The sequence below is a fragment of the Brachybacterium phenoliresistens genome, assembly GCF_000576425.1.
Classification (GTDB): Bacteria; Actinomycetota; Actinomycetes; order Actinomycetales; family Dermabacteraceae; genus Brachybacterium; species Brachybacterium phenoliresistens.
The window spans coordinates 49,942-72,990 of sequence record NZ_KK070008.1 but is presented as its reverse complement, the minus strand read 5'-3'; the positions used below and the strand labels follow the sequence as shown (position 1 = coordinate 72,990).

General features: G+C 73.4%; 18 protein-coding genes and 3 tRNA genes. 12 read left to right on the top strand and 9 right to left on the bottom strand.

What is annotated here, in order from left to right:
• Positions 1–8: 8 nt before the first annotated feature.
• From aroA to BF93_RS17550, 5 genes are all read left to right on the top strand, one after another.
• Positions 9–1,334 (top strand): 3-phosphoshikimate 1-carboxyvinyltransferase, encoded by a 1,326-nt coding sequence (gene aroA, locus BF93_RS17570; protein ID WP_038374434.1) that lies wholly within the window; start codon positions 9–11, stop codon positions 1,332–1,334.
• Positions 1,328–2,374, top strand: coding sequence for a ribosome small subunit-dependent GTPase A (gene rsgA, locus BF93_RS17565; RefSeq protein ID WP_038374433.1), 1,047 nt, complete (start codon positions 1,328–1,330; stop codon positions 2,372–2,374). The genes aroA and rsgA overlap by 7 nt, the downstream gene beginning before the upstream one ends.
• Positions 2,375–2,396: 22 nt before the next feature.
• Positions 2,397–3,209, top strand: coding sequence for a histidinol-phosphatase (hisN, locus tag BF93_RS17560; RefSeq protein WP_038374432.1), 813 nt, complete (start codon positions 2,397–2,399; stop codon positions 3,207–3,209).
• Between the two features lie 219 nt (positions 3,210–3,428).
• Positions 3,429–4,649: a pyrophosphate--fructose-6-phosphate 1-phosphotransferase gene (locus tag BF93_RS17555; protein WP_038374431.1), complete on the top strand. Its 1,221-nt coding sequence runs from the start codon at positions 3,429–3,431 to the stop codon at positions 4,647–4,649.
• Positions 4,650–4,680: 31 nt separating this feature from the next.
• Positions 4,681–5,469 (top strand): C2 family cysteine protease, encoded by a 789-nt coding sequence (locus BF93_RS17550; RefSeq protein WP_051487160.1) that lies wholly within the window; start codon positions 4,681–4,683, stop codon positions 5,467–5,469.
• A gap of 24 nt (positions 5,470–5,493) precedes the next feature.
• Here the strand turns inward: BF93_RS17550 and BF93_RS17545 are convergent, their stop codons facing one another.
• From BF93_RS17545 to BF93_RS17535, 3 genes are all read right to left on the bottom strand, one after another.
• Positions 5,494–6,120 carry an SGNH/GDSL hydrolase family protein gene (locus BF93_RS17545; protein WP_038374429.1) on the bottom strand — a complete coding sequence of 209 codons (627 nt, stop codon included), beginning with the start codon at positions 6,118–6,120 and terminating at the stop codon, positions 5,494–5,496.
• A gap of 92 nt (positions 6,121–6,212) precedes the next feature.
• Positions 6,213–6,758 (bottom strand): pyridoxamine 5'-phosphate oxidase family protein, encoded by a 546-nt coding sequence (locus BF93_RS17540; protein WP_038374427.1) that lies wholly within the window; start codon positions 6,756–6,758, stop codon positions 6,213–6,215.
• A 122-nt stretch (positions 6,759–6,880) separates the two neighbouring features.
• Positions 6,881–6,954, bottom strand: a tRNA-Met gene (locus BF93_RS17535).
• Between the two features lie 184 nt (positions 6,955–7,138).
• On the opposite strand from BF93_RS17535, the gene BF93_RS17530 reads away from it, so the two are divergent.
• A complete protein-coding gene (locus tag BF93_RS17530; protein WP_038374426.1) occupies positions 7,139–7,960 on the top strand; it encodes a PhzF family phenazine biosynthesis protein in 822 nt (273 codons plus the stop codon).
• Between the two features lie 135 nt (positions 7,961–8,095).
• Here the strand turns inward: BF93_RS17530 and BF93_RS17525 are convergent.
• Together BF93_RS17525 and BF93_RS17520 are read right to left on the bottom strand one after the other, a co-directional pair.
• Positions 8,096–8,169 (bottom strand) — tRNA-Met (locus BF93_RS17525).
• Positions 8,170–8,298: 129 nt separating this feature from the next.
• Complete coding sequence (locus BF93_RS17520; protein WP_038374425.1) at positions 8,299–11,400, bottom strand: UPF0182 family membrane protein; 3,102 nt, start codon at positions 11,398–11,400, stop codon at positions 8,299–8,301.
• A 166-nt stretch (positions 11,401–11,566) separates the two neighbouring features.
• On the opposite strand from BF93_RS17520, the gene BF93_RS17515 reads away from it, so the two are divergent.
• Positions 11,567–12,163 (top strand): PPA1309 family protein, encoded by a 597-nt coding sequence (locus BF93_RS17515; protein ID WP_038374424.1) that lies wholly within the window; start codon positions 11,567–11,569, stop codon positions 12,161–12,163.
• A gap of 42 nt (positions 12,164–12,205) precedes the next feature.
• Here BF93_RS17515 and BF93_RS19175 read toward each other — a convergent pair whose 3' ends face one another.
• Both BF93_RS19175 and BF93_RS17505 read right to left on the bottom strand, forming a co-directional pair.
• A complete protein-coding gene (locus BF93_RS19175; RefSeq protein ID WP_051487159.1) occupies positions 12,206–12,772 on the bottom strand; it encodes a single-stranded DNA-binding protein in 567 nt (188 codons plus the stop codon).
• Positions 12,773–13,005: 233 nt separating this feature from the next.
• Positions 13,006–13,632, bottom strand: coding sequence for a superoxide dismutase (locus BF93_RS17505; RefSeq protein ID WP_038374423.1), 627 nt, complete (start codon positions 13,630–13,632; stop codon positions 13,006–13,008).
• A gap of 180 nt (positions 13,633–13,812) precedes the next feature.
• On the opposite strand from BF93_RS17505, the gene BF93_RS17500 reads away from it, so the two are divergent.
• The 5 genes from BF93_RS17500 to BF93_RS17480 all read left to right on the top strand — a co-directional run bounded on the left by BF93_RS17500 (position 13,813) and on the right by BF93_RS17480 (position 21,355).
• Positions 13,813–18,585, top strand: coding sequence for an ATP-dependent helicase (locus BF93_RS17500; RefSeq protein ID WP_051487158.1), 4,773 nt, complete (start codon positions 13,813–13,815; stop codon positions 18,583–18,585).
• A 20-nt stretch (positions 18,586–18,605) separates the two neighbouring features.
• Positions 18,606–19,454, top strand: a complete 849-nt coding sequence (locus BF93_RS17495) for a DNA-formamidopyrimidine glycosylase family protein (RefSeq protein ID WP_232226488.1) — start codon at positions 18,606–18,608, stop codon at positions 19,452–19,454.
• A 114-nt stretch (positions 19,455–19,568) separates the two neighbouring features.
• Entirely contained in the window at positions 19,569–19,928 is a 360-nt protein-coding gene (locus BF93_RS17490) for a YciI family protein (RefSeq protein WP_038374421.1), read from the top strand.
• A 28-nt stretch (positions 19,929–19,956) separates the two neighbouring features.
• Positions 19,957–21,189, top strand: a complete 1,233-nt coding sequence (locus BF93_RS17485; protein WP_232226487.1) for an RNA polymerase sigma factor — start codon at positions 19,957–19,959, stop codon at positions 21,187–21,189.
• Positions 21,190–21,282: 93 nt separating this feature from the next.
• Positions 21,283–21,355 (top strand) — tRNA-Arg (locus BF93_RS17480).
• A 53-nt stretch (positions 21,356–21,408) separates the two neighbouring features.
• Here BF93_RS17480 and BF93_RS17475 read toward each other — a convergent pair.
• Both BF93_RS17475 and BF93_RS17470 read right to left on the bottom strand, forming a co-directional pair.
• On the bottom strand, positions 21,409–22,182 hold the full coding sequence (locus tag BF93_RS17475; protein WP_038374418.1) for a hypothetical protein: 774 nt from the start codon (positions 22,180–22,182) through the stop codon (positions 21,409–21,411).
• A 455-nt stretch (positions 22,183–22,637) separates the two neighbouring features.
• Positions 22,638–22,979, bottom strand: coding sequence for a GNAT family N-acetyltransferase (locus BF93_RS17470; RefSeq protein WP_038374417.1), 342 nt, complete (start codon positions 22,977–22,979; stop codon positions 22,638–22,640).
• Positions 22,980–23,049 lie beyond the last annotated feature (70 nt).

Genomic DNA, 23,049 nt, shown 5'->3' with positions numbered 1-23,049 from the left:
CGGTCTCCGTGCCCGACGTCCTGTGGACCGCACCGGTCGCCACCGGCCCCGTGGACGCGCTGATCAGCGTGCCCGGATCGAAGTCCCTCACCGCCCGCTGGATGATCCTGGCGGCCCTCGCCGAGGAGCCCACCCTCCTGCACGGGGCGCTCGTCTCCCGGGACACCCGTCTCATGCGGGACGCTCTGGAGCGGCTGGGCGCCTCGCTCACCGTGGAGGACGGCGCGCTGCGGGTGCATCCGATCCCCCCGGCCTCCGAGGAGCGCCAGGAGCCCATCGAGATCCACACGGGGCTGGCCGGTACGGTGATGCGCTTCGTCCCGCTGCTGGCGGCACTGCGCCACGGCGATGTGCGGTTCACGGGCGACGAGGCCGCTCTGGTGCGGCCGATGGGCCCGGTGATCGCCGCGCTGCGCGGGCTCGGCGTCGAGGTCACCGAGCACGGCGAGGCCGGCCATCTGCCGATCACCGTCCACGGCAGGGGGTCCCTGCCGGGCGGCCCGCTGACGATCGACGCCTCCGCCTCCAGCCAGTTCGTCTCCAACCTGCTGCTGGTGGCCCCGCGCTGCGAGGAGGACCTCGTGCTGCGGCACGACGGCGCCACGCTGCCGTCCCTGCCGCACATCGAGATGACCGTCGAGACGCTCCTCGAGGCCGGGGTGACGGTCCGCCACCGCCCGCTCGGCGAGGGGGTGCACGAGTGGACGGTCCCCCACGGCCCGATCCGCCTGGGCGAGGTCACCGTCGAGCCGGACCTCTCCAACGCCGGCCCGTTCCTCGCGGCCGCCCTGGTCACCGGCGGCACGATCGCGGTCGCGGGCTGGCCGGAGACCACCACCCAGCCCGGCGACGCCTACCGCGAGCTGCTCTCGCGCATGGGCGGCGAGGTCTGGCGCGAGGAGGACGAGGTCTGCCTCCGCGGGACGGGGACCATCCACGGGATCGACGCGGACCTCTCGGCCGTCGGCGAGCTCACCCCGACCATCGCGGCCCTCGCCGCGCTGGCCGACTCCCCCAGCCACCTGCGCGGCATCGGGCATCTGCGCGGGCACGAGACGGACCGCCTCGAGGCGCTCGCGGCGGAGCTGACGAACATCGGGGCCCGCACCATCGCGCACCCGGACTCCCTGGAGATCCATCCCGGCCCGCTGCACGGCGAGGTCTTCGAGACCTACGAGGACCACCGCCTGGCGACCGCGGCCGCCGTCATCGGCCTGCGCGTCCCGGACCTGCGGGTGCGCAACGTCGAGACGACGCAGAAGACCCTCCCCGACTTCGTGGGCATGTGGCTGGCGATGCTGCACACCGATGCGCCCACCGGCGGGACATGGTAGGTCGCAGGTCCCGGGACTGGGACGAATCCGATGTGCGGGTGCGCCCCAACCGGCGCGGCTCGCGCCCCCGCACGAAGGACCGTCCGGCCCACCGCGACGCCGTCCCGGCGCGGGTGGTGGCGGTGGACCGCGGCCGCTGGCGCACGGTCGTGGACGAGGGCGGTGCGCAGGAGCGGGCGGTGACCGCCATGCGGGCCCGGGAGCTGGGCCGCAGCCCGGTCGTGCCCGGGGACGTGGTGGCCCTCGCCGGCGACGTCTCCGGCCGTGAGGGCACCCTCGCGCGGATCGTCCGCATCGAGGAGCGCTCCTCGTTCCTGCGGCGCAGCGCCGACGACGACGACGCCACGGAGCGTCCCCTGGTCGCGAACGTCGACCTGATGGTGATGGTGACCGCCCTGGCGGATCCGGAGCCGCGCGGCGGGATGATCGACCGCTGCCTGGTCGCCGCCTACGTCGCGGGCGTGGACGCCCTGCTGGTGCTCACCAAGGCGGACCTGCGCTCCCCCGCCCCCTTCCTGGAGACCTACGCGCCGCTCGGGCTGGAGCACGTGGTCACCTCCCGCCGCGAGGACGGCGGCATCACGGGGCTGGACCCCCTGCGCGAGCACCTCGACGGACGCATCAGCGTGCTCATCGGGCACTCCGGGGTGGGCAAGTCCACCCTGCTCAACGCCCTGGTCCCCGGCGCGGACCGGGCCACCGGCGCGGTCAACGACGTCACCGGCCGCGGGCGGCACACGAGCTCCTCCGCCCTGGCGCTGCGCCTGCCCTCCCACGACGGCTGGCTGATCGACACCCCCGGGGTGCGGTCCTTCGGCCTGGGGCACGTGGACCCGGAGGATCTGCTGGACGCCTTCGCGGACCTGGCCCCGCTGGCCGAGGAGTGCCCACGGGGATGCACCCATCTCGAGGACGCCCCGGACTGCTCGCTGGACGCGGCCGTCGCCGCCGGGAGGGCCGGGACGGCCGGCCCCAGCCGTCTGGAGTCCTACCGGCGCCTGGCGACCGCGCTGCGGCGCAATGATCCCTGGGACCTGTGAACCGTTCCGTACAGTAGGGGCCATGTCGACCCGATTCGCCGATGACCTCCGCCTCGCCCATGTGCTCGCGGACGCCGTGGACCAGCTGACCATGTCCCGCTTCAAGGCGCAGGACCTCGTGGTCGAGACCAAGCCGGACCTCACCGAGGTCACCGACGCCGACCGCGACGCCGAGCAGCTGGTGCGCTCCCAGCTGGCCCGGTCCCGCTCGCGCGACCAGGTGATCGGCGAGGAGTTCGGCAGCACCGGGACCGCGGCGCGGCAGTGGGTCGTCGACCCCATCGACGGGACCGCCAACTTCGTGCGCGGCGTGCCGGTGTGGGCGACGCTGATCGGCCTCATCGAGGACGGCGAGGTGGTGATGGGCCTGGTCTCCGCCCCCGCCCTGTCGCGCCGCTGGTGGGCCGCCGCAGGCGCCGGGGCCTGGGCGGGCACGCGGCTGAGCTCCGCGAGCGCCCTGCGCGTCTCGCAGGTCGACGAGCTCGAGGACGCCTCCCTGTCCTACAGCGCGCTGGACGGCTGGGCCGAGACCGGCCGCCTGCGCGAGATGCTCAACCTCATGCAGCGCTTCTGGCGCACCCGCGCCTACGGCGACTTCTGGTCGTACATGCTGCTGGCCGAGGGCGCCGTCGACGTCGCCACGGAGCCCGAGCTGAAGCTGCACGACATGGTCGCCCTGGCGCCCATCGTCACCGAGGCGGGAGGCCGCTTCACCTCCCTCGACGGGGCCGACGGGCCCTTCGGCGGCAACGCGCTGGCGACCAACGGGCACCTGCACGAGCAGGTCCTCGCGGCGCTGTCCGCCCCGGCTCCGGGCGAGGCCGCCCGGTCCTGACCCCGGGCGCGGAGGGCCTGACCCCGACCGCGGAGGACCGGGACGCAGGAGCGCGAGGACGACCCCATCGCCTGCGCGCGTCCTCGCGGCCCGCGGGCGCGTCCGCGGAGGAGACCGCGGGGACGGCTCGGGGACGGCAGCGGCTACCATGAGGGCGACCTCGAGCGCGGGCGATCTCGCCTGCGCTCACGCCCCCGGAACCCATGGAGGACCTGCCCCATGACCGTCAAGCGCGTCGCACTGCTCACCGCCGGGGGCTATGCCCCGTGCCTGTCCTCCGCCGTGGGCGGGCTCATCGAGCGCTACACCGAGCTCGTCCCCGACGTCGAGATCATCGCGTACAAGCACGGCTACTGGGGCCTGCTCTCCGGGGAGAAGATCGTCGTGGACGAGACCGTCCGGGCGAAGGCCGCGGTGCTGCACGAGTTCGGCGGCTCGCCGATCGGCAACTCCCGCGTGAAGCTCACCAACACCAAGGACCTGGTCAAGCGCGGCCTCATCCAGGAGGGCGAGAACGCCCTCGAGGTCGCCGCGAACAAACTCAAGGCCGACGACGTGGACGTCCTGCACACCATCGGCGGCGACGACACCAACACCACCGCCGCGGACCTCGCGAAGTACCTGCAGGACAACGACTACCCGCTCCAGGTCGTCGGCCTGCCCAAGACGATCGACAACGACATCGTCCCGGTGCGCCAGTCCCTCGGCGCGAAGACCGCCGCCGAGCAGACCAGCCTCTTCGCCCAGAACGTCATCGCCGAGCACGGGTCCAACCCGCGCATGCTGATCATCCACGAGATCATGGGCCGCGCCTGCGGGTACCTCACCGCCGAGGCCGCCCGCGCCTACCAGGAGTGGCACGCGAAGCAGGACTGGCTGCCCGAGATCGGCCTCTCCGGCGACCGCTGGGACGTCCACGCCGTGTTCCTCCCGGAGCTCGCGCTGGACATCGACGGCGAGGCCGAGCGTCTGAAGAAGGTCATGGACGAGACGGGCTGCGTGAACATCTTCCTGTCCGAGGGCGCGGGGATCCCCGAGATCGTCGCCGAGATGCAGGCCCGCGGCGAGGAGCCGGAGAAGGACCCCTTCGGCCACGTCAAGCTGGACACCATCAACCCCGGCCAGTGGTTCGCCAAGCAGTTCTCGGAGAAGCTGGGCGCCGAGAAGGTCATGGTCCAGAAGTCCGGCTACTTCGCCCGCTCCGCGAAGGCCAACGCCTACGACCTGCGTCTGATCAAGTCGATGACGGACCTCGCCGTGCAGGTCGCCCTCGAGGGCGGCACCGGCGTGATCGGCCACGACGAGGAGCGCGGCGACGTGCTGCGCGCGATCGAGTTCGAGCGGATCGCCGGCCACAAGGCCTTCGACGTGAGCCAGCCCTGGTTCCAGCAGGTCCTGGAGACCGTCGGCCAGAAGGCGGTCCCGGCGGCGGCGCACTGACGCCTCCCGTCCGGACCCGTCGCCCGCGACGATGACCCCGCGCCACGGCGCCCGCCCTCCGGGGCGGGTGCCGTGGCGCCGTCGTCTGCGCAGCCTCGTGCAGGCGCTGCGAGGGCACGCCCCGGCCGGCCCGGGCACCGCCGCGGCGATGCCCGGGCCGGGCCCGCACGCCCAGGGGGTCCGGGAGGACGCCACGCGGATCGACCTCGCCGCGCGGCCGCGGCAGGGACGGCTCGGCGACTGCTGGGTGATCGCCGCGCTGCTGGCCGTGCACGAGCAGGCGCCGGACCGGATCGCCGCCGCGCTGCGGCCCGTCGGCGACGGCACCTACCGGGTCGTGCTGCCGGCCGGCGAGGTCGTCGTGGACCGGCGGATGCCCGTGGACGCCGCCGGCCGCTGGGTCTATGCCACCCAGTCCGGCTCCGGCCCCGGCTGGCCGGGCCTGATCGAGAAGGCCCTCGCCGCCCATCTCGCCGGGTCCTACGGGTTCCTCGCCCGGGGCCTCGGCCGGTACGGCCTGCGGGCCCTGACCGGAACCCGCCTGCGCATGCACCTGCTGCTGCCCGGATCCGCCCGGATCTCGACCCTGCTGGGCGAGGGCCGCGCGGTCCTCGCCTCGACCCACCCGCTCAGCCCGCTGGTGCGCAGCCCTCACGGGCCCCTGCCCGCCAACCACGTGATGGCCGTCGTCGGCGCCGATGCCGCGACCGGCCACGTGCACCTTCGCAATCCCTGGCGGCCCGACGAGCTGCTGGTGCTGGATCGCCGCCGGTTCCGCCGCGGGTTCCTCTCCCTGGACGTGAGCGGCCCGCTGGGCTGAGCGGTCCGCTCGCCGGCCCCGGTCTCAGCGGCGGAAGGCCTCGAGCCAGGCGTCGGCGATGAGCCGGTGGCCCGCGGTGCTGGGATGCACGCCGTCGGGGGCGAGGGAGGCCGGCGTGTGCCCGCGGGACAGCGCATCGGCCATGACCTTCTCGAGGTCCACGACGCGAGCGCCGAACTCGCGGGCCAGGCGCCGGATCCGCTCGACCTTGCCGTCCAGGTCCTCGTGGAAGCGGGCCTTGTCCTCGTCGATGTCCGTGACGAAGGGGATGATCAGCACGACCGGCCGGTCCGGCCGGGTGGCGGAGAGCTGGTCGAGCAGGTAGCGGTAGTCGGCCTCGAAGGCGTCGTCCTCCGTCGGATCGCCCTGGTCGTAGCGCCGCCAGGTGTCGTTGACGCCCACGTAGACGGTGACGACGTCCGGATCGTGGTCCAGGCAGTCCTCGGCGAAGCGGGCGCGCAGGTCCACCCCCCGGTTCCCGCCGATGCCGGTGTTCACGATCCGGGCGGCGGGCTCGTAGGCGGCGAAGTGCTCGGCCAGCAGGCGGACGTAGCCGAAGCCGATGCCCTCGGGATCCTCCCTCCGCCCGCAGTCCGTGATCGAGTCGCCGATGAACAGGAGGGTGCGCTGCGCGGGGGCTTCTGTGCTCATGACAGGATCCAAGCAGAATCGCGCACCGCGCGCGACGCGATTCCGGCGCGGGGCAGGGGCCCGGGCCCCTGCCGGCCGGGGCCGCGGCGAGGTCAGGGAAGAGGAAGGCCCGTCGGGAAGCCGTCGATGCTCTCGAGGTTCTTCTCCGCCCAGTACCGGTGGATCCCCTCCTCGCCCTTCTTCGCGGCCCAGGAGTCCATGAGCTCGCGCTGCGCGCCGAACTCCATGAGCGGCACGCCGTACCCGCAGGACGTCTGCACCAGGTCGATGTCCAGCACGAAGATGTTCCGGGCTCCGCGCATCGGCGGGAAGGCGGAGCAGCGCTCCTCCCAGTCCGGGTCGCCGGGGTGGACGGCGCGGGCGGTGCCGTACAGGCGCAGGATCAGCGGCTCCCGCTCGTAGGAGCAGAACATGACGGTCATCCGCGGCGTGTCCAGCAGGTGCGCGGCCGTCTCGTTGCCGCTGCCGGTGCCGTTGAGGAACATGACCTGGGTCGGGCTCAGGACGCGGAAGGAGTCCAGACCCTTCGGGGAGACGTTCACCCTCCCGTCGCGCGCGGCCGTGGCCACGAAGAACATCGGCTGGCGCTCGATGAACGCGGTCAGGCGAGCGGTGAGCTCCGGGTGCTGGGTGGCCATGCATGCCTCCTGGCGGGCGGGCGATCGTGGGCGGGGCGCGGTGGCCCCAGTCTTCCACGCCCTCCGCCCGGCATGGCGAAAGGCCCCTCCCCCGGCAGAACCAGGAAAGGGGCCTTCTCTCGTAGCGGGGGCAGGATTTGAACCTACGACCTCCGGGTTATGAGCCCGGCGAGCTACCGAACTGCTCCACCCCGCGGCGACTCTCTCAACTATACGGCCTCCATCCTGCCTGGTCCAGCCGCTATCCCGGGAACGTGGCCCACCCCACGCCGTCCCGGGACGACGTGCCCGCCGGCCCCGCGATGCAGGTCGGCCGCACGCGGGGCGGCCTCGGGCGGCGCTAGGCTGACCCCGCCGCGCCCGTTCGTCGAGAGGTTGTCGTGATCATCCCGCTGGTCCAGATCGATGCATTCGCCGAGAGCCTCTTCGAGGGCAATCCCGCGGCGGTGATGCCGCTGGAGCGCTGGCTCCCGGACGAGCTCCTCCAGCGCCTGGCCCTCGAGAACAACCTCTCCGAGACGGCGTTCCTGGTCGACCGCGATCCCGAGGACGCCCCCGACCCGTCGGTGCCCGCCTACGATCTGCGCTGGTTCACCCCCGCGACCGAGGTCGACCTGTGCGGGCACGCCACCCTGGCGGCGTCCTCCTACCTGTTCGAGGACGTGCACCCCGGGGCCGGGCTGCTCCAGTTCTCCTCCCGCAGCGGCTGGCTCGCGGTCAGCCGCTCGGCGGAGGGCCTGCTCACGATGGACTTCCCGGCCGAGACGCCCGAGCCGGTCGAGGTGGATCCCGCGATCGCGCGGGCGCTCGGGGTCGAGGTGGTGGACGCCCACCGTGCGACCGACCTGATCTGCACCGTCGCCGATGCCCGGACCGTCCGGGACCTCGCACCGGACCTGACGTTCCTGGCGTCGCTGCCGGTGCGCGGCATCGCCGTCACCGCGCCCGGCGAGGGCACCGGGTTCGACTTCGTCTCGCGCTGGTTCGGCGCCCGGGCCGGGGTCCCCGAGGACCCGGTGACGGGATCCGCCCATTGCCAGCTGGCTCCCCTGTGGGCCGAGCGTCTGGGGATGCGGGAGATGACCGCCCGCCAGATGTCCCCGCGCGGAGGAACCGTCGCCATCCGTCTGCAGGACGATCGCGTCCACCTGTCCGGACGGTGCGTGCGGTACCTCGAAGGGTCCGTCACGCTGCCTCGCTGACCGGAGAGCGTCCCCGTCGTCCTGCGGACGCCCGGCGCGTCCCGTGCACGGTGCGCGCCGCGGCGCCGGCCGGCAGGACGGCGGGCATGGCGAAGGCCCCTCCCCCGGCAGAACCGGGAAAGGGGCCTTCTCTCGTAGCGGGGGCAGGATTTGAACCTACGACCTCCGGGTTATGAGCCCGGCGAGCTACCGAACTGCTCCACCCCGCGGCGACTCCTCCAGCATATGCCCGCGACGCCGAGAGTCCCAACCGGCGCGGCCCGTTCGTGGGCTACCCCACGTTCCCCGCCCGTCCATCCGGCCGCCGCCCGCGGGGCGACGGCCGGATGCGACCGGGATCAGCCGCCGCCGTCGCTCGCGGCCGGCTCGGGGCTGGTGCCGTTCAGCTCGTCGTTCGCCTGCACGGCCCGGTTCACGGCGTCCTGCAGGCGCTCCTGGGCCTCGCCGTAGGCGGTCCAGTCCCCGCGGGCGAGGGCGTCCTCGGAGTCCTTGACGGCCTGGTCCATGTCGGCGATGGCCTGGTCCAGACGCTCCTGGGCGGTGCCCGGGTCGGCCGCGGGCGCGGTCGTCTCGGGGTCGGCCGGCGGGGTGGTGGCCGTTCCGGCGTCCGGATCGGCGGGGGCGTCGTCCCCCGTGTCGGTCTCGGCGGAGCCTGCCTCCCCGGTCGCGGGCACCTCGGCGTCGCCGGCCGTGGCGCCGGAGTCTCCCTCGAACACCTCGTCCAGCGCCTGGTCCAGCGTCGGGGCGAAGCCGATCTTCTCGCCGAAGGAGACCAGCACCATCTGCAGCAGCGGGTACTGGGTGCCGCCGCCGGAGGCGGAGGACTGCAGGTACACCGGCTGGACGTAGAGCAGACCGCCGCCCACGGGCAGCGTGAGCAGGTTGCCGTTGATGACCTCGGAGTTCCCGGACTTCAGCAGGTTCAGCGCCCGCGAGACGTTCGGCTCCGAGTTGAAGGCCGCCTGCACCTGTCCCGGCCCGTTGACCGGGTTGGTGGCCGGCAGCACGAGCAGGGTGAGATCGCCGTAGGTCTCGGCGGGGTTGCCGGCCTCCGATCCGGTCTCCGAATCGACCGCGAGGTACCCCGTCATGACGTTCTGGCCGTTGGCGGGGATGTAGCTCGAGGACAGCGTGAACCGCGGCGTCTCCTGGCCGGGGACCTGCATGGTCAGGTAGGTCGGCGGCTGCGGGGCCTGCTGGCCGGCGGTGCCGTCGGGGTTCTGGGGCGCCTCCCGGGTCGGGTCCGGCGGCACCTGCCAGAAGTCCTGACGGCCGTAGAACTCGTCGGCGCTGGTCACGTGGTACGTCGACAGGATGTGGCGCTGCGCCTTGAACAGGTCCGAGGGGTAGCGCAGGTGGCTCATGGTGTCGGCGTCGATCTCGCTGGCCGGGCTCAGGGCGTCGGGGAAGACCTCCGCCCACGCCTTCAGGATCGGGTCCTCCGTGTCCCAGGCGTACAGCTTCACTGAGCCGTCGAAGGCGTCGACGGTCGCCTTGACGCCGTTGCGCAGGTAGTTCGCCTCGCGCACCCGGGCGCCCGCCGATTCGGCGGGGTTCGTCTGCGAGTCGTTGATGACCGCGTCGAGGTTCACCGAGTGCGAGTACGGGTAGCGATCGCTCGTGGTGTAGGCGTCGATCACCCACACCAGCTTGCCGTCGACCACGGCCGGGTACATCTGCGAGTCCAGCGAGAGGAAGGGAGCGACCTCGCGCACCCGCTGCTGCGGGTTGCGGTCGTAGAGGATCTGCGACTCCTCGTTCACGTAGCTGGAGATGAGGATGTTGGGGTCGCGGAACTTGATCGCATACAGCAGCCGGTGCAGCCAGTTGCCGATGCTGGGCCCGCCGTCGCCCGTGAAGGTGTTGGTGCGCTGGGCGCCGGACTCCTCGCCGTCCGTGCCGGCCTGGTAGTCGAACTCCTCGGGGGTCGCCCCCTCCGGGGCGCCGACGATCGAGTAGTCCGGCGAGTACCGGCCGAAGTAGACGCGCTCCTCGTACTCGCCGAGGGCGCCCTGGCCCGGGACGCCGGACTGGTAGAACGCCGGCTCGCCGTCCGCGTTGCGCTGGTTGCCGAAGGCCGCCGCGGTGCCGTAGCCGTGGGTGTAGATGATGTGCTGGTCGACCCAGGTGCGCGAGGCGAGGTCGAACTTGTCCGGACGCAGCTCGCGCACGCCGATCACGGTGTCCTGCAGCTGCCCGTCGATCTGGTAGCGGTCCACGCTGAGGACGGCGTCGAAGCCCCAGTAGGCACGGTTGGCCTCGCGCTGCTCGAAGGTCGGGGAGATGACGGCCGGATCCATCAGGCGGATCTGCGCGGTGGTCTCGGCGTCCGAGCGCAGGGCGCCGGGCTCGGCGTCGGTGGTGGCCGCGTACGGGACCTCGGTGACGTCGTCGACCCCGTAGGCGCTGCGGGTCGCATCGATCCCGTACTGGATGTACGTCCGCTCGAGGCTGCGCTCGTTCGGGGCGACCTTGAACTGCTGGATGGCCCACGGGATGCCGCCGCCGACGATGAGCGTCGCCACGATCATGAGCCCCGCCCCGATGGCGGGGATGCGCCAGTCGGCCCGGGCGATCCACACGCCGAACAGGGCGGCCACGACGACCGCGCAGATCGCGAGGATCGTCTGGGCCGGCAGCAGGGCGTTGACGTCCGTGTACGAGGCGCCGTCGAAGGTCTCGCCCTTCTCGGTCAGCAGCCCGTAGCGGCGGAACCAGTGCCCCACGCCCAGCAGCAGCACGTACACGACGGCGAGCACGCCCAGGTGCCGACGGGCGGAGGTGGTGACCTCCAGGCCGTTCTCCTGGCTCCAGGCGACGCCGCCGTACACGAAGTGCCCGGCGATCGCCCCGACCGCCGCGACCAGGCACACGAACTGCGCGAAGCCGATGGCGATGTCGATGAGCGGCAGGGTGAAGACGTAGAAGCCGACGTCCATCCCGAAGATCGGATCGGTCTGCCCGAAGTCCTGAGGATGCAGGAACAGCTGCACCTCCTGCCAGCTGCGGGAGGCGGCCAGGCCGCTGAAGGCGCCGATGACCAGCGGCGCGGCGATGGTCACGCCCCGGCGCAGCGGATCGATCGCGCTGCGGAACTGCTCGAGGGCCTCCTGCTCGCGGGTCACCGGCGGGTAGACCGGCCGCTTGGTGTACGCGATGCGCAGGCTGAAGAACAGCGGGACGGAGAACAGCACGAACCCGAGGACGAACAGGATGCCCTGGGTGAGCCAGCGCGTGGTCAGCGCCTGCGTGAAGCCCAGCTGGTCGAACCACAGGTATCGGGTGTAGATCTCCGATCCCAGGACGAGCGCCAGCACGAGGGCGCCGAGCACGATGAGGGTGATCGTCACCGGGGAGACCCGGTGGGGCCCTCCGGCGGGATCGGCGCCCGGACGCGGCGCGGGACGAGGTCGGTCTCCGAAGGAGGCTGAGAAGCTCACGGGTCACCTTTGATGATCGTCGGCCCCCGGGCCGCCTCGTCGCGACGACGTCGCGCCCGATGCCGGAGGGATGCTCCGGCCCGGATGCGCGGTCCCGGGTACAGTGTGGTGCCGCCGCCCATGGCGGTGGCCCTCCTATTGTGACAGGTCGACCTGACAGGCAGTGATGAACGATTCCGCGCCCCGCACCTCCGACGGCGACCCTCTGGACGCGCCGACCGCTGCCCTCGCCGCCGCCGTCCTCGAGATCGCCCGGCACGTCGACGGGGAGGCCCTCGCCGCACCGCGCTGGTTCGCGCTGGCCCGCAGCGCGGAGCTGATGGCCCGCCAGCCGGGCATCGCCGCTCTGCTCGGGGACGAGGCCTCCCTGGCCCTGGCCGCGGACTCCGCGCCCCTCACGCCGATCGAGCTCGACGACGTGCCCCGCGTCCACGACCCGCTGCGGGCGCTGGCCGAGCTCGCCTGGCCGGACATCGCCTTCGGCGGGGCGGTCGCGCTGGATCTGCCGGCGGAGAGCTGGCGCAGCAGCCTGGATGCGGCGGACGACGCCGCCCGCCGCACCGCCGACGCCCTGCGCGGCGGAGCGCTGCGGGTGGTGGTCGCCGCCTCGCAGGAGGGGACGACCTACTCCGCCCTGCGGCGCGATCGCGGCGAGACCTCCCCCGGGGCGGCGGACGCGGACCGCTTCGTGCTGGGCCCGGCGCTGCTGCCCCAGCTCGCGGAGGCCCTCGCCGAGAGCCTCCGCGAGCTGCCCGAGGGCTGAGCCCGCCCGACGGCTGATCCCGTCCGCGGTCCCCGGGTCCTCTCAGCGGTCCACGAGCTCGCGCGGCTCCCCTCCGACCCGGTCCTCCGCGTCGTCGGGCACCAGCGCGTCGGCCTCCCGGGCCTCGGCCTCCTCGCGGGCCGCGGCCGAGGTCATCGCCCCGGAGCTCCGCCCGCCCGAGGGGGGCCTGGTCTCCAGCGGCGGCAGCACCTCGCCGCTGCGGGGATCCATGTCCGGGGTCTCGAAGGCGTCCGCCTTGGTGTAGACGGTCGCGCCGAAGGTGAGGTCGTGCCCGATGCCCTCCGCCTCGATGGTCATCGAGTGCTTGGTCTGGCCCTCCACGGTGGTCCACTCCGAGGATCCCAGCCTCCCGGTCACGATCAGCGGATCGCCCCGGTGCACCGAGCGCAGCACGTGGCGTGCCAGGTGGCGGCGCAGGAACACGTTGAAGTACTCGGCCCGGCGGTCCTCGAACCGGCCGGTCTCGCTGTCGAAGTAGCGTCCGTTCACCGCGACGCGCACCAGCACGGTGAACGGCTCCGTGCCGCCGCGCAGGATGCTGGGGTCCCCGGTCGCGTTGCCGATGATGGTGGTCCTGACGTCCCTCATGTCCTCACGTCCTTCCCTCGGCCCGCCCGGGGCGGCGGGGACCGTCCCCGTCGCCGGCGATGCCGTCTGCGACCAGCGTCGTCCGCCGTGCCGGTGCGGACCAGGGCCTCGCGCCGATGGTGGACAACCCGGGGGTGGGGAGGAGGAGCGGACATGCCGACGGCCGGCCCCCGGGGCGGGGACCGGCCGTCGAGCGGTCGTGCCGGGGCCCTGGGGGCCGCGGCGGGCGCCGATCAGGCGCCGGGGGTGACCAGGCCCGTGGTCTTGCGGGCGTTCTCGAAGCGCGCCTGGACATCGGCCCAGTTCACGATGTTCCAGATCGCCTTGACGTAGTCCGCCTTCACGTTCTGGTAGTCGAGGTAGAAGGCGTGCTCCCACATGTCCAGCTGGAACAGCGGGATCGTGGCGACCGGGACGCCGTTCTGCTGGTCGTAGAACTGCTCGATGACGAGGTTCCCGCCCAGCGGCTCGTAGGCCAGGATGGCCCAGCCGGAGCCCTGGATGCCGAGAGCGGCGGCGGTGAAGTGCGCCTGGAAGGCGTCGAAGGAGCCGAAGTACTCGTCGATCGCGGCGGCGAGCTCGCCGGTCGGCTTGTCGCCGCCCTCGGGCGAGAGGTTCTTCCAGAAGATCGAGTGGTTGGTGTGACCCCCGAGGTTGAACGCGAGGTCCTTCGAGAACTGGTTGATGGCGCCGAAGTCCCCGGACTCCCGAGCGGCCGCGAGCTTCTCGAGAGCCGTGTTCGCGCCCTTCACGTAGGTCGCGTGGTGCTTGTCATGGTGAAGCTCCATGATCCGGCCGGAGATCGCCGGCTCGAGGGCTCCGAAGTCGTAGTCGAGATCAGGAAGCGTGTACTCCGCCATGTCGTTCATCCCTTTCGGTTGACGTGCGCGCAGCCCGGAAACGGGTCTCCGCCTCCGGCAATCCTGCCATGCCCGACCAGCGGATGGGGAGGTCGGGCATGCCCGAGGGACCGGCGGGGACGCACGCGTTCATCCAGGGCGAACACATCGAGCGTCGGTGCGGCGCGCCACAATGGGGCGATGACGACCACAGGACCCGGGGGCGCCCCGGCGGAGGATCCGGCCCCGGCGCGGGAGGCGCTGGACCTGCTCTCCCCCGCCACGCGCGACTGGTTCGAGCAGGCGCTGGGCGTGCCCACCCCCGCCCAGGCGGGCGCCTGGGCGGCGATCCGCGAGGGGCGCGACACCCTGGTGATCGCTCCCACGGGCTCCGGGAAGACCCTCGCGGCCTTCCTCATGGCGATCGACGAGCTCATGTTCGCTCCCCCGGCCGAGGCCCCGCAGCGACGCTCCGGGGTGTCGGTGCTGTACCTGTCCCCGCTCAAGGCGCTCGGCGCGGACGTCGAACGGAACCTCACCTCGCCGCTGGTGGGCACGCAGCGCAGCGCGGAGCGGCTGGGCCTCCCGGCGCGCGGGGTGCGCGTGGGCATGCGCACCGGCGACACCCCGGCGGCCGAGCGCCGGCGCCTGGTCGCCTCCCCGCCGGACGTCCTCATCACGACGCCGGAGTCGCTGTTCCTCATGCTCAGCTCCTCGGCGCGGGACTCGCTGGCCGATGTGCGCACGGTGATCGTCGACGAGGTCCATGCCGTCGCCGGGTCCAAGCGCGGGGTGCACATGGCGCTGTCCCTGGCCCGGCTGGACGCGCTGCTGGAGCGCCCGGCCCAGCGCATCGGCCTGTCCGCGACGGTGGAGCCCGCCGAGGAGGTCGCCGCCTTCCTCGCCGGTCCCGGACGGGACGTCGCGGTGGTGCGCCCGCCGACCGCCAAGGAGCTCGACCTGTCCGTGCGCCTGCCGATCGCCGACTTCGAGGCGATCGACCCTCCGGCCGATGCCGTCGACGAGGACGACGTCTCCGGCACCATCTGGCCGCATGTGGAGCGGGCGGTGCTCGACGAGGTCCTCGCCCACCGCTCGACGATCGTGTTCACCAACTCCCGGCGCCAGGCCGAGCGCCTCACCAGCCGCCTGAACGTCCTGCACCGCCGACGGACGGCCGCGGCGGCGGGCCGCGAGGCACCGGCCGGCCCGGCGACCTGGGCGATGGGCCCCACCTCGGGGACCCCGGACCCGACCCGGTCCGACCCGGACGGCGCCCCGGACGCGGGCGAGGTCGAGGACGTGGCTCGAGCCCACCACGGGTCGATGTCCAAGGAGCACCGCCACCTCATCGAGGACCAGCTGAAGTCCGGGCAGCTGCGCTGCGTGGTCGCCACCAGCTCCCTCGAGCTGGGCATCGACATGGGCGCGGTGGACCTCGTCATCCAGGTCGAGACCCCGCCGGCGATCTCCTCGACGCTGCAGCGCATCGGCCGCGCCGGGCACGACGTCGGCGCGGTCTCCTGTGGGATCGTCCACCCCCTGCACTCGGCCGATGTGCTGCGGGCGGCGGTGACCGTGCGCGAGTCCCTGGCCGGGCGCATCGAGCCGCTCGCGGTGCCGCGCAACGCGCTGGACGTGCTCGCCCAGCAGACGGTCTCCGCCGCGGCGATGGACGAGCTCGACGTCGAGGACTGGTTCGCGACGGTCCGCTCCGCGCAGCCCTACGCCGCGCTGCCGCGATCGCTCTTCGACGCGACGATCGACCTGCTGTGCGGGCGCTATCCCTCGACCGCCTTCAGCGAGCTGCGCCCGCGGCTGGTGCTCGACCGGGAGGCCGGGACCCTCACGGCCCGGCCCGGGGCGCAGCGCCTGGCGGTGACCAGCGGGGGCACCATCCCCGACCGCGGGCTGTTCCCCGTGTTCATCGTCGCCGGGGACGACGACTCGCAGGCCCGTCGGGTCGGCGAGCTCGACGAGGAGATGGTCTACGAGTCCCGCCGCGGGGACGTGATCACCCTGGGCACCTCCAGCTGGCGCATCGAGGAGATCACCCACGACCGGGTGAGCGTCTCCCCCGCCTTCGGCCTGGCCGGGCGGATCCCCTTCTGGCACGGGGAGGGCGCGGGACGGCCGGTGACCCTCGGCAGGGCGCTGGCCGGCTTCTCCCACGAGATCGCCGCGGCCGCCCCCGAGACCGCCCGCGCCGCCCTGGCGGAGATCGGCCTGGACGAGAACGCCCAGGGGGCGGTGCTGAGCTACCTGCGCGGCCAGGAGGAGGCCACCGGCACCGTCCCGGGCGAGCAGACCCTGGTCATCGAACGGTTCCCCGACGAGCTGGGGGACTGGCGCGTCGTGCTGCACTGCGCCCTGGGCCAGCGGATCACGGCGCCGTGGGCCCTGGCCGTCGGCGCCCGCGTGCAGGACCGCTACGGGCTGGACGGCCAGGTGATGGCCGCGGACGACGGCATCGTCCTGCGCATCCCCCACGGGGAGGAGCCTCCCGGCGCGGATCTGTTCGTCTTCTCGCCGGAGGAGATCGACGAGGAGGTGCGCCGGCTCGTGGGGAGCTCGGCCCTGTTCGCCTCGCGGTTCCGCGAGTGCGCCGCCCGGGCTCTGCTGCTGCCGCGGCGGGACCCGGGCTCGCGCGCTCCCCTGTGGCAGCAGCGCCAGCGGGCGGCGCACCTGCTGGACGTGGCGCGCCCCTACCCGGACTTCCCGATCATGCTCGAGGCGGCCCGCGAGTGCCTGCAGGACGTGTACGACCTCCCGGCGCTGGTGGATCTCATGCGCGAGGTCGGCGCGCGCACCGTGCAGGTGCGCGAGGTGGAGACGTCCTCGCCCTCGCCCTTCGCCCGCTCGCTGCTGTTCGGCTACATCGCGCAGTTCCTCTACGACGCCGACGCCCCCGTCGCCGAACGGAGATCGGCCGCGCTGGCCCTGGACCAGACCCTGCTGGCGGAGCTGCTGGGCACCGTGAGCCTGCGCGATCTGCTGGACCCCGCCTCGATCGACCTGGTCGTCCAGCAGCTCCAGGGCCTCACCCCGGAGCGGGCGCTGCGCGGCGCGGAGGACCTCGCCGACGCCCTGCGACGGCTGGGGCCCCTGACCCCGGAGCAGATCGCCCGGCGGATGGATCCGGCGGCCGATGCGGGCACCGCCCGGGAGGAGCTGCTGGCCTCCCGGCGGGGGATCACGGTGCGGATCGCCGGCACCGAGCACCTCGCGGCGATCGAGGACGCCGGCCTGCTGCGGGACGCCCTGGGCACGGCGCTCCCCCCGGGCATCCCGGCCCCGCACCTCGAGCCGGTGGCCCGCCCCGTCGAGGAGCTGCTGGCGCGGTGGGCCCGATCGCGCGGCCCCGTCCTGCTGGAGGAGGCGGTCTCTGCCCACGGCCTGGCCCCGGGCGTCGCCCGCAGCGCGCTGGAGGCGCTGGTGGCGGACCGCGCGCTCGCCAGCGGCGAGTTCACCCCCGGCCGCGAGGGCACCGAATGGGTGGACACCGAGGTGCTGCGTCGGATCCGCCGGGCGAGCCTCGCCGCCTCCCGGAAGGAGATCGAACCGGTCGCCCCGGCCGCGTACGCCCGGTTCCTCGGGCAGTGGCAGCAGGTGCGCGAGCGGGACGAGGAGGGCGCCGCCGGCCGGTCCGCCTGGTCGGGGAGCGATGGGGTGCTCTCGGTGGTCGACCAGCTGACCGGGGTGTCGCTGCCGTTGTCGATCTGGGAGTCGCAGATCCTCCCGGCGCGGCTGCACGACGCCTCCCCCGCCCTGCTGGACGGCATGTTCTCCCGCGGCGAGCTGGTGTGGACCGGCCACGGCCGTCTGGGCTCGGACGACGGCTGGGTGCGGCTGCACCTGGCCGACGCCCTGCCGCTGGGCCTGGACACGGGCGCGATCGAGGAGGCCGCCGCGCAGATCGACCCGGCCTCGCTGCCGGGCCGGGTGCTCGCGCTGCTGCGCTCGGCGCCCGGCGCGCTGCGGCACACCGAGATCCTGCGGGCCCTCGCGGCCGATGCCGACGGCGGCGGGGCCGTGGACCCGCCGCAGCTGACGCAGGCGCTGTGGGAGCTGGCCTTCTCCACGCTCGTCACCAACGACTCCTTCGCCCCGCTGCGCGGCCTGGCCCAGGGCCCCGCGAAGCCCTCGCGCGGCCCGCGCGGCCGCTCCCGCCCCGCGAGCCGCCGCGGCGCGGCCCGCCTGTCCGCCGCGATGCTGCGCACGGGGGCGCACAGCGTCTCCGAGCTGGAGACGGGCCCGGCGGGCTCCGGCCGGTGGTCCGCCCTGCAGGTGCCGGCGGTGGATCCCTCCGCCCGGGCGACGGCGCTGGCGACGCTGCTCCTGGACCGGCACGGCGTGCTGACCCGCGGCGGCATGGGCATCGAGGACGTCCCCGGATCCTTCGCGACCATGTACCGCGTCCTGTCGCGGATGGAGGAGAGCGGCGCGGCGCGACGCGGCTACTTCGTGGACGGGCTGGGGGCGGCGCAGTTCGCCCCGCCCGGCGCCGTGGACCGGCTGCGGGACCGCGACCGGGAGCTGGCCGCGCACCGCGAGGCCGCGGACGGCGCCCCTGCGGGCGGCGGCGCCGTGCTGGCCGCGACCGATCCGGCGAACCCATACGGCGCCGCGCTGCCGTGGCCCGACCCGGCCATCGCCCCGCCCGAGGGCACCGCCCCGCGGCCCGCCCGCCGCGCCGGCTCCCTCGTGGTGCTGGATCACGGGCAGGTCGCCGCGGTCCTCGAGCGGGGCGGGAAGTCCCTGCTGTGGTACGCGTCCCCGGCCCGCACCGCGCATGCCGTGCGCCTGCTGGTGCGGGCCATCGCCCAGGACGCGCTGCTCCCCGCGCTGGCCGTGGAGCGGATCGCCGGGCACCCCATCGCGGCGGAGGAGGTCGCGCACGTCGTCGCGGCGATGGCCGAGGCCGGCTGCTACCGCTCCCCCCGTGCGATCCGCCTGCGCGCCGGAGGGCGGTGACCGTGCCCGAGGGAGACACCGTGTTCCGGCAGTGCCGGATCCTGCACGAGGCGCTGGCCGGCGCCGTCCTCACCCGCGCCGAGCTGCGGGTGCCCCGCCACGCGGAGGCGGATCTGGTGGGCTGGAGCGTCCAGGAGGTCCTCCCCCGCGGCAAGCACCTGCTGATGCGCCTGCTCCCGCCGGCGGATCGCCCGCAGGCGCCGCTGACCCTGCACAGCCACCTCATGATGGACGGCATCTGGTTCGTCGACGAGAAGCCTCTGATCAGCTCGGACACCTCCGCCCAGCGCCGCGCCCCGCACACCGCCCGGGCGATCCTGGAGGCCCGCCGGGCCGATGGTTCCATCACCCGCGCCGTCGGCTACGACATCAAGATGGTGCACCTGCTGCGCACGCAGGACGAGCATCTCGAGGTCGGTCACCTGGGCCCCGACCTGCTGGATCCGGACTGGGACGAGGATCTGCGCGAGGAGGCGGTCGCGAACCTCCGCGCCCAGGCGCACCTGCCGCTCGGGCAGGCGCTGCTGGACCAGCGGGTGATGGCCGGGATCGGCAACATCTACCGCAGCGAGCTGTGCTTCCTGCAGCGGATCTCGCCGTTCGCCCCGACCGCCCGACTGCAGGACCCGGGGGCGCTCGTGGACCTGGCCCATCGGCTGCTGAGCGTCAACGCGGACCGCACGGTGCGCGTGACCACCGGCGGGATGATGGGGCGCGACGGCGACCTGTGGGTGTACGGCCGCGCCGGCAGGCCGTGCCGTCGCTGCCACGGCCGCATCGCGCGGCAGATGATGGCGCAGCCCGACGTCGAGGGCGCGCAGCCGCGACCGGTGTTCCTCTGCCCGCGGTGCCAGGCAGGCGCCCGGTAGCCTCGATCCCGGCGCAGATTCCCGCACCGGACTGTCGATCCGGCGGCGCGCTCGTACGTCGAGGAGACGAGCGGGCCCGCAGCGGGGCCCGGCGACGCTCACGAGGAGGACGAGATGGGTACGTACATGCTTCTGATCCACGGCGACCAGGAGGCGTGGGACAGCATGTCCCCGCAGGAGCAGGACCGCATCGGCGCAGGTCACCGGCGGTTCCGAGAGGCGGCGGGAGAGGCGGTCCTCGAAGGCCGCGAGCTCGCCTCCACCACCACCGCGACCACGCTGCGCTCCCGCGGCGGGGCCCGGCCCGAGGTCACCGACGGCCCGTTCCTGGAGACCAAGGAGGTGGTGGGCGGCTACTACGTGATCACGGCCGAGGATCTCGACGCCGCGATCCGCCTCGCCTCCCTGCTGCCGGAGACCGCCGCCGAGTACGCCTCCGGCGTCGAGATCAGGCCGGTGGTCGAGCCTGGCTGATCCCGCACCCCTGCCGGACGCGGCGGCCGTGCGGGCGGCCGTCGCGTCCGCGCACCGCGAGGAATGGGCGGCCGTCGTCGCGGCGACCGTCCGGGTCACCCGCGACCTCGACCTCGCCGAGGACTGCGCCCAGGACGCCTTCGCCGCGGCGGTGCAGCACTGGCCCCGCGAGGGCGTGCCGCATCGGCCCGGCGCCTGGCTGACCACGGTCGCCCGGCGCCGGGCTCTGGACGCCCTGCGCCGGGGCGCCGTCGGCGCACGCACGCTGCCGCTGCTCGCCGTCGAGGAGAAGCGCGCCCCCGACCCGGCCGATGTGGTCGCCGGTGGTCTCGACGACGACCGCCTGCGGCTGATCCTCACCTGCTGCCATCCCGCCCTGGACCGTTCCGCGCAGGTGGCGCTGACCCTGCGCCTGGTGTGCGGGCTGTCCACCGCGGAGGTCGCGCGGGCGTTCCTCGTCCAGGAATCGGCGATGGCAGCCCGCCTGACCCGCGCCAAGAAGAAGATCGCGCAGGCCCGCATCCCCTTCCGCGCCCCCGCGCCCGAGGAGCTCGACGAGCGTCTGGACGGCGCCCTCGCCGTGGTGCATCTGGTGGTGACGACCGGGCACACGGCGTTCTCCGGCGAGGCCCTGCACCGCGAGGATCTGCTCGAGACCGGGACCCGTCTGGCCCGCCTGCTGCACGACCTGGTGCCGCGCGATCCCCGCGTATCGGGGCTGCTCGCCCTCGTGCTGCTCACCGACGCCCGCCGCACGGCGCGCCTGTCCCCCGCCGGCGAGGCGGTGCTGCTCGCGCAGCAGGACCGCGGCCGATGGGACCAGGGCATGATCGCCGAGGGGGCCGCGCTGGTCGAGCGAAGCCTGCGCGCGGGCATCACGCGCTACGGCATCCAGGCCGCCATCGCCGCCACGCATGCCGCCGCGCCCTCGTGGGAGGAGACCGACTGGCCGGAGATCCTCGCGCTGTACGACGAGCTGCTGGCCCGATGGCCCTCCCCCGTCGTCGCGCTCAACCGCGCCGTCGCCCTGAGCTACCGCGACGGCCCCGCGGCGGGGCTCGCCGCCCTCGAGGCGCTGCGCAGCGATCCGATCGCCGAGATCTACCCCTACCTCGCCGCCGCGGAAGCCGACATGCTCCGCCGCCTCGGCCGCCGCGACGAGGCCGCCCAGGCCTGCGCGTCGGCGATCGCCCTCACCCGCAACGAGGTCGAGAAGGCACAGCTCCAGGCGCAGCTGCGGGAGCTGACCGGGCAGGGCTGAGCGTGGCGCGGCGCTCACCGCGGACGGGATCGCGCCGGCAGCGGGGCCAGGCTCGGTACACTCGACCGGGCACCGCGCCGGCCGCGGTGACCAGCCTCCATAGCTCAATGGATAGAGCAACGGCCTTCTAATCCGTAGGTTGCAGGTTCGAGTCCTGCTGGGGGCGCCGTTCCGGGTCTTTCACGGCGACAGCTCTCGGGGACCAGATGCGCGACGGATTCAACCCGGGGACTGTGCCGTCGCCGTTGCCGTCACGTCCTGCCGGGCGACGGCGCTGCGCGAGAGCATCCTCCGTTCCAGCGACACGGACACCTGCCCCGACACCACTGCGAGGAGCGCGGCCACGACCAGGTAGGTGAGCACGCTCAGGATGTTGTCCATCGCCATGGGACCAGCGGCCGGCGGAACCCACCCCGTGACCTGGTGGGCACCGGCCAGGGTGTCGACCCACGACAGGAGAGACATCAGCCCTGTCATCGCGCCCATGAGCAGCGAGAGCACCATGCCCCACACTGATCGGCGGATCGCCAGCCACACGGCCATGACGAAGAACATGACGGGCACCAGCGGGAGGCTCGCCGCCCAGGCATAGCCGGTGCCCACGGTGTGGATGCCCGGCCCCAGCAGATACATGGACGCCAGCGTCCCCGGAAGCAGGATGAGAAGGCAGAAGGCGGCGCCTCCCACCAGGAGCGGCCATCGACGCCGGCCCTCCGGCAGCACCAGCAGCGCCAGGCACACCACCGCCAGGAGGACGGGGGTCACGAACCAGCGGGCGATCCCCATGGTGATGCCCACGAACAGGAACGCGACCCCGAATGCGGAGAACATCCCCGCAACCGTGAAGACACCGCCCAGCACCGCCAGCTGCGACATCACCGCACCGAAGGTGACGAAGGTCGGCGCGTCGACGACCTTCCAATATCCGTGGTTGTCGCGACTCGTGACGTCGTAGGTGTATCCCGTCCTCGGGGATGTCCACAGCGTGCTCACGTGTCTCCCCCTCGAAGAGTGAACAGTTCGTCCTGTGCGGAAAAAATCAGCGCAGCACCTCGCTCTGGGGAGGCGCGCGAGGGGAACGGTATCACCGAGGCGGATTCCGACGTCGATCCGCCCTTCCGGGCCTTCGAGCAGGTCGGAGTGATCGAGGAATCGGTATTCCTCCTCGCGACGCCGCTTTCGAGGCGGGCGTCTCGCATCCACCCGCCGGGCGCCGCGCCGGCGAGATGAGGGCGACCAGCACCGAGATCTCGGTCCGCCGGGCCCGGCGAGAGATACGGCGCCTGGGCAGGACGCACCGCGAGCAGACCGGCGATCGCCTCCCTGAGCGCGCTCTCGACCTTCGTGCAGGCGCGGGCACGCGTCATCGCCGCAGAGCGGGACCGGGGCACCTCTTGCGAGAGGTGATCGGCGGAGCCGATGACCTTCCGGTCGGACGGCCCACGCGATCAGCTGACGGCGCGGAGATGCTCGGGGCCCACGGGGTCCACGGCGTCGTCGACGTCGTGGTGGGAGTCGAGCCATCGCTTCACATACGGGCACAGCGCCACGATGCGGCGACCTCGGGCGACGGACTCGGTGAGCGCAGCCCGGGTGAGGATGCCGGCGAGGCCCTGCCCGGCGAAGGCGTCGTCGACCTCGGTATGGAAGAAGATGCGCTGTCGCACCGAGCCGATGTCCAGGTCTCGGTACGCGGAGAGGCCTGCGAGCGTCTCCCCGACGTGGATCTCGAAGCGCTGCTCGGCGGGGTTGTCGCGGACGGTGGGGGCGTCCTGGGGCTGATCGGTCATCGCGGGGCTCCTCGTGCTGCGGGGCGACTGGTGCACGCCAGCATGACGCGCAGGCCCGAGATGGGGGAAG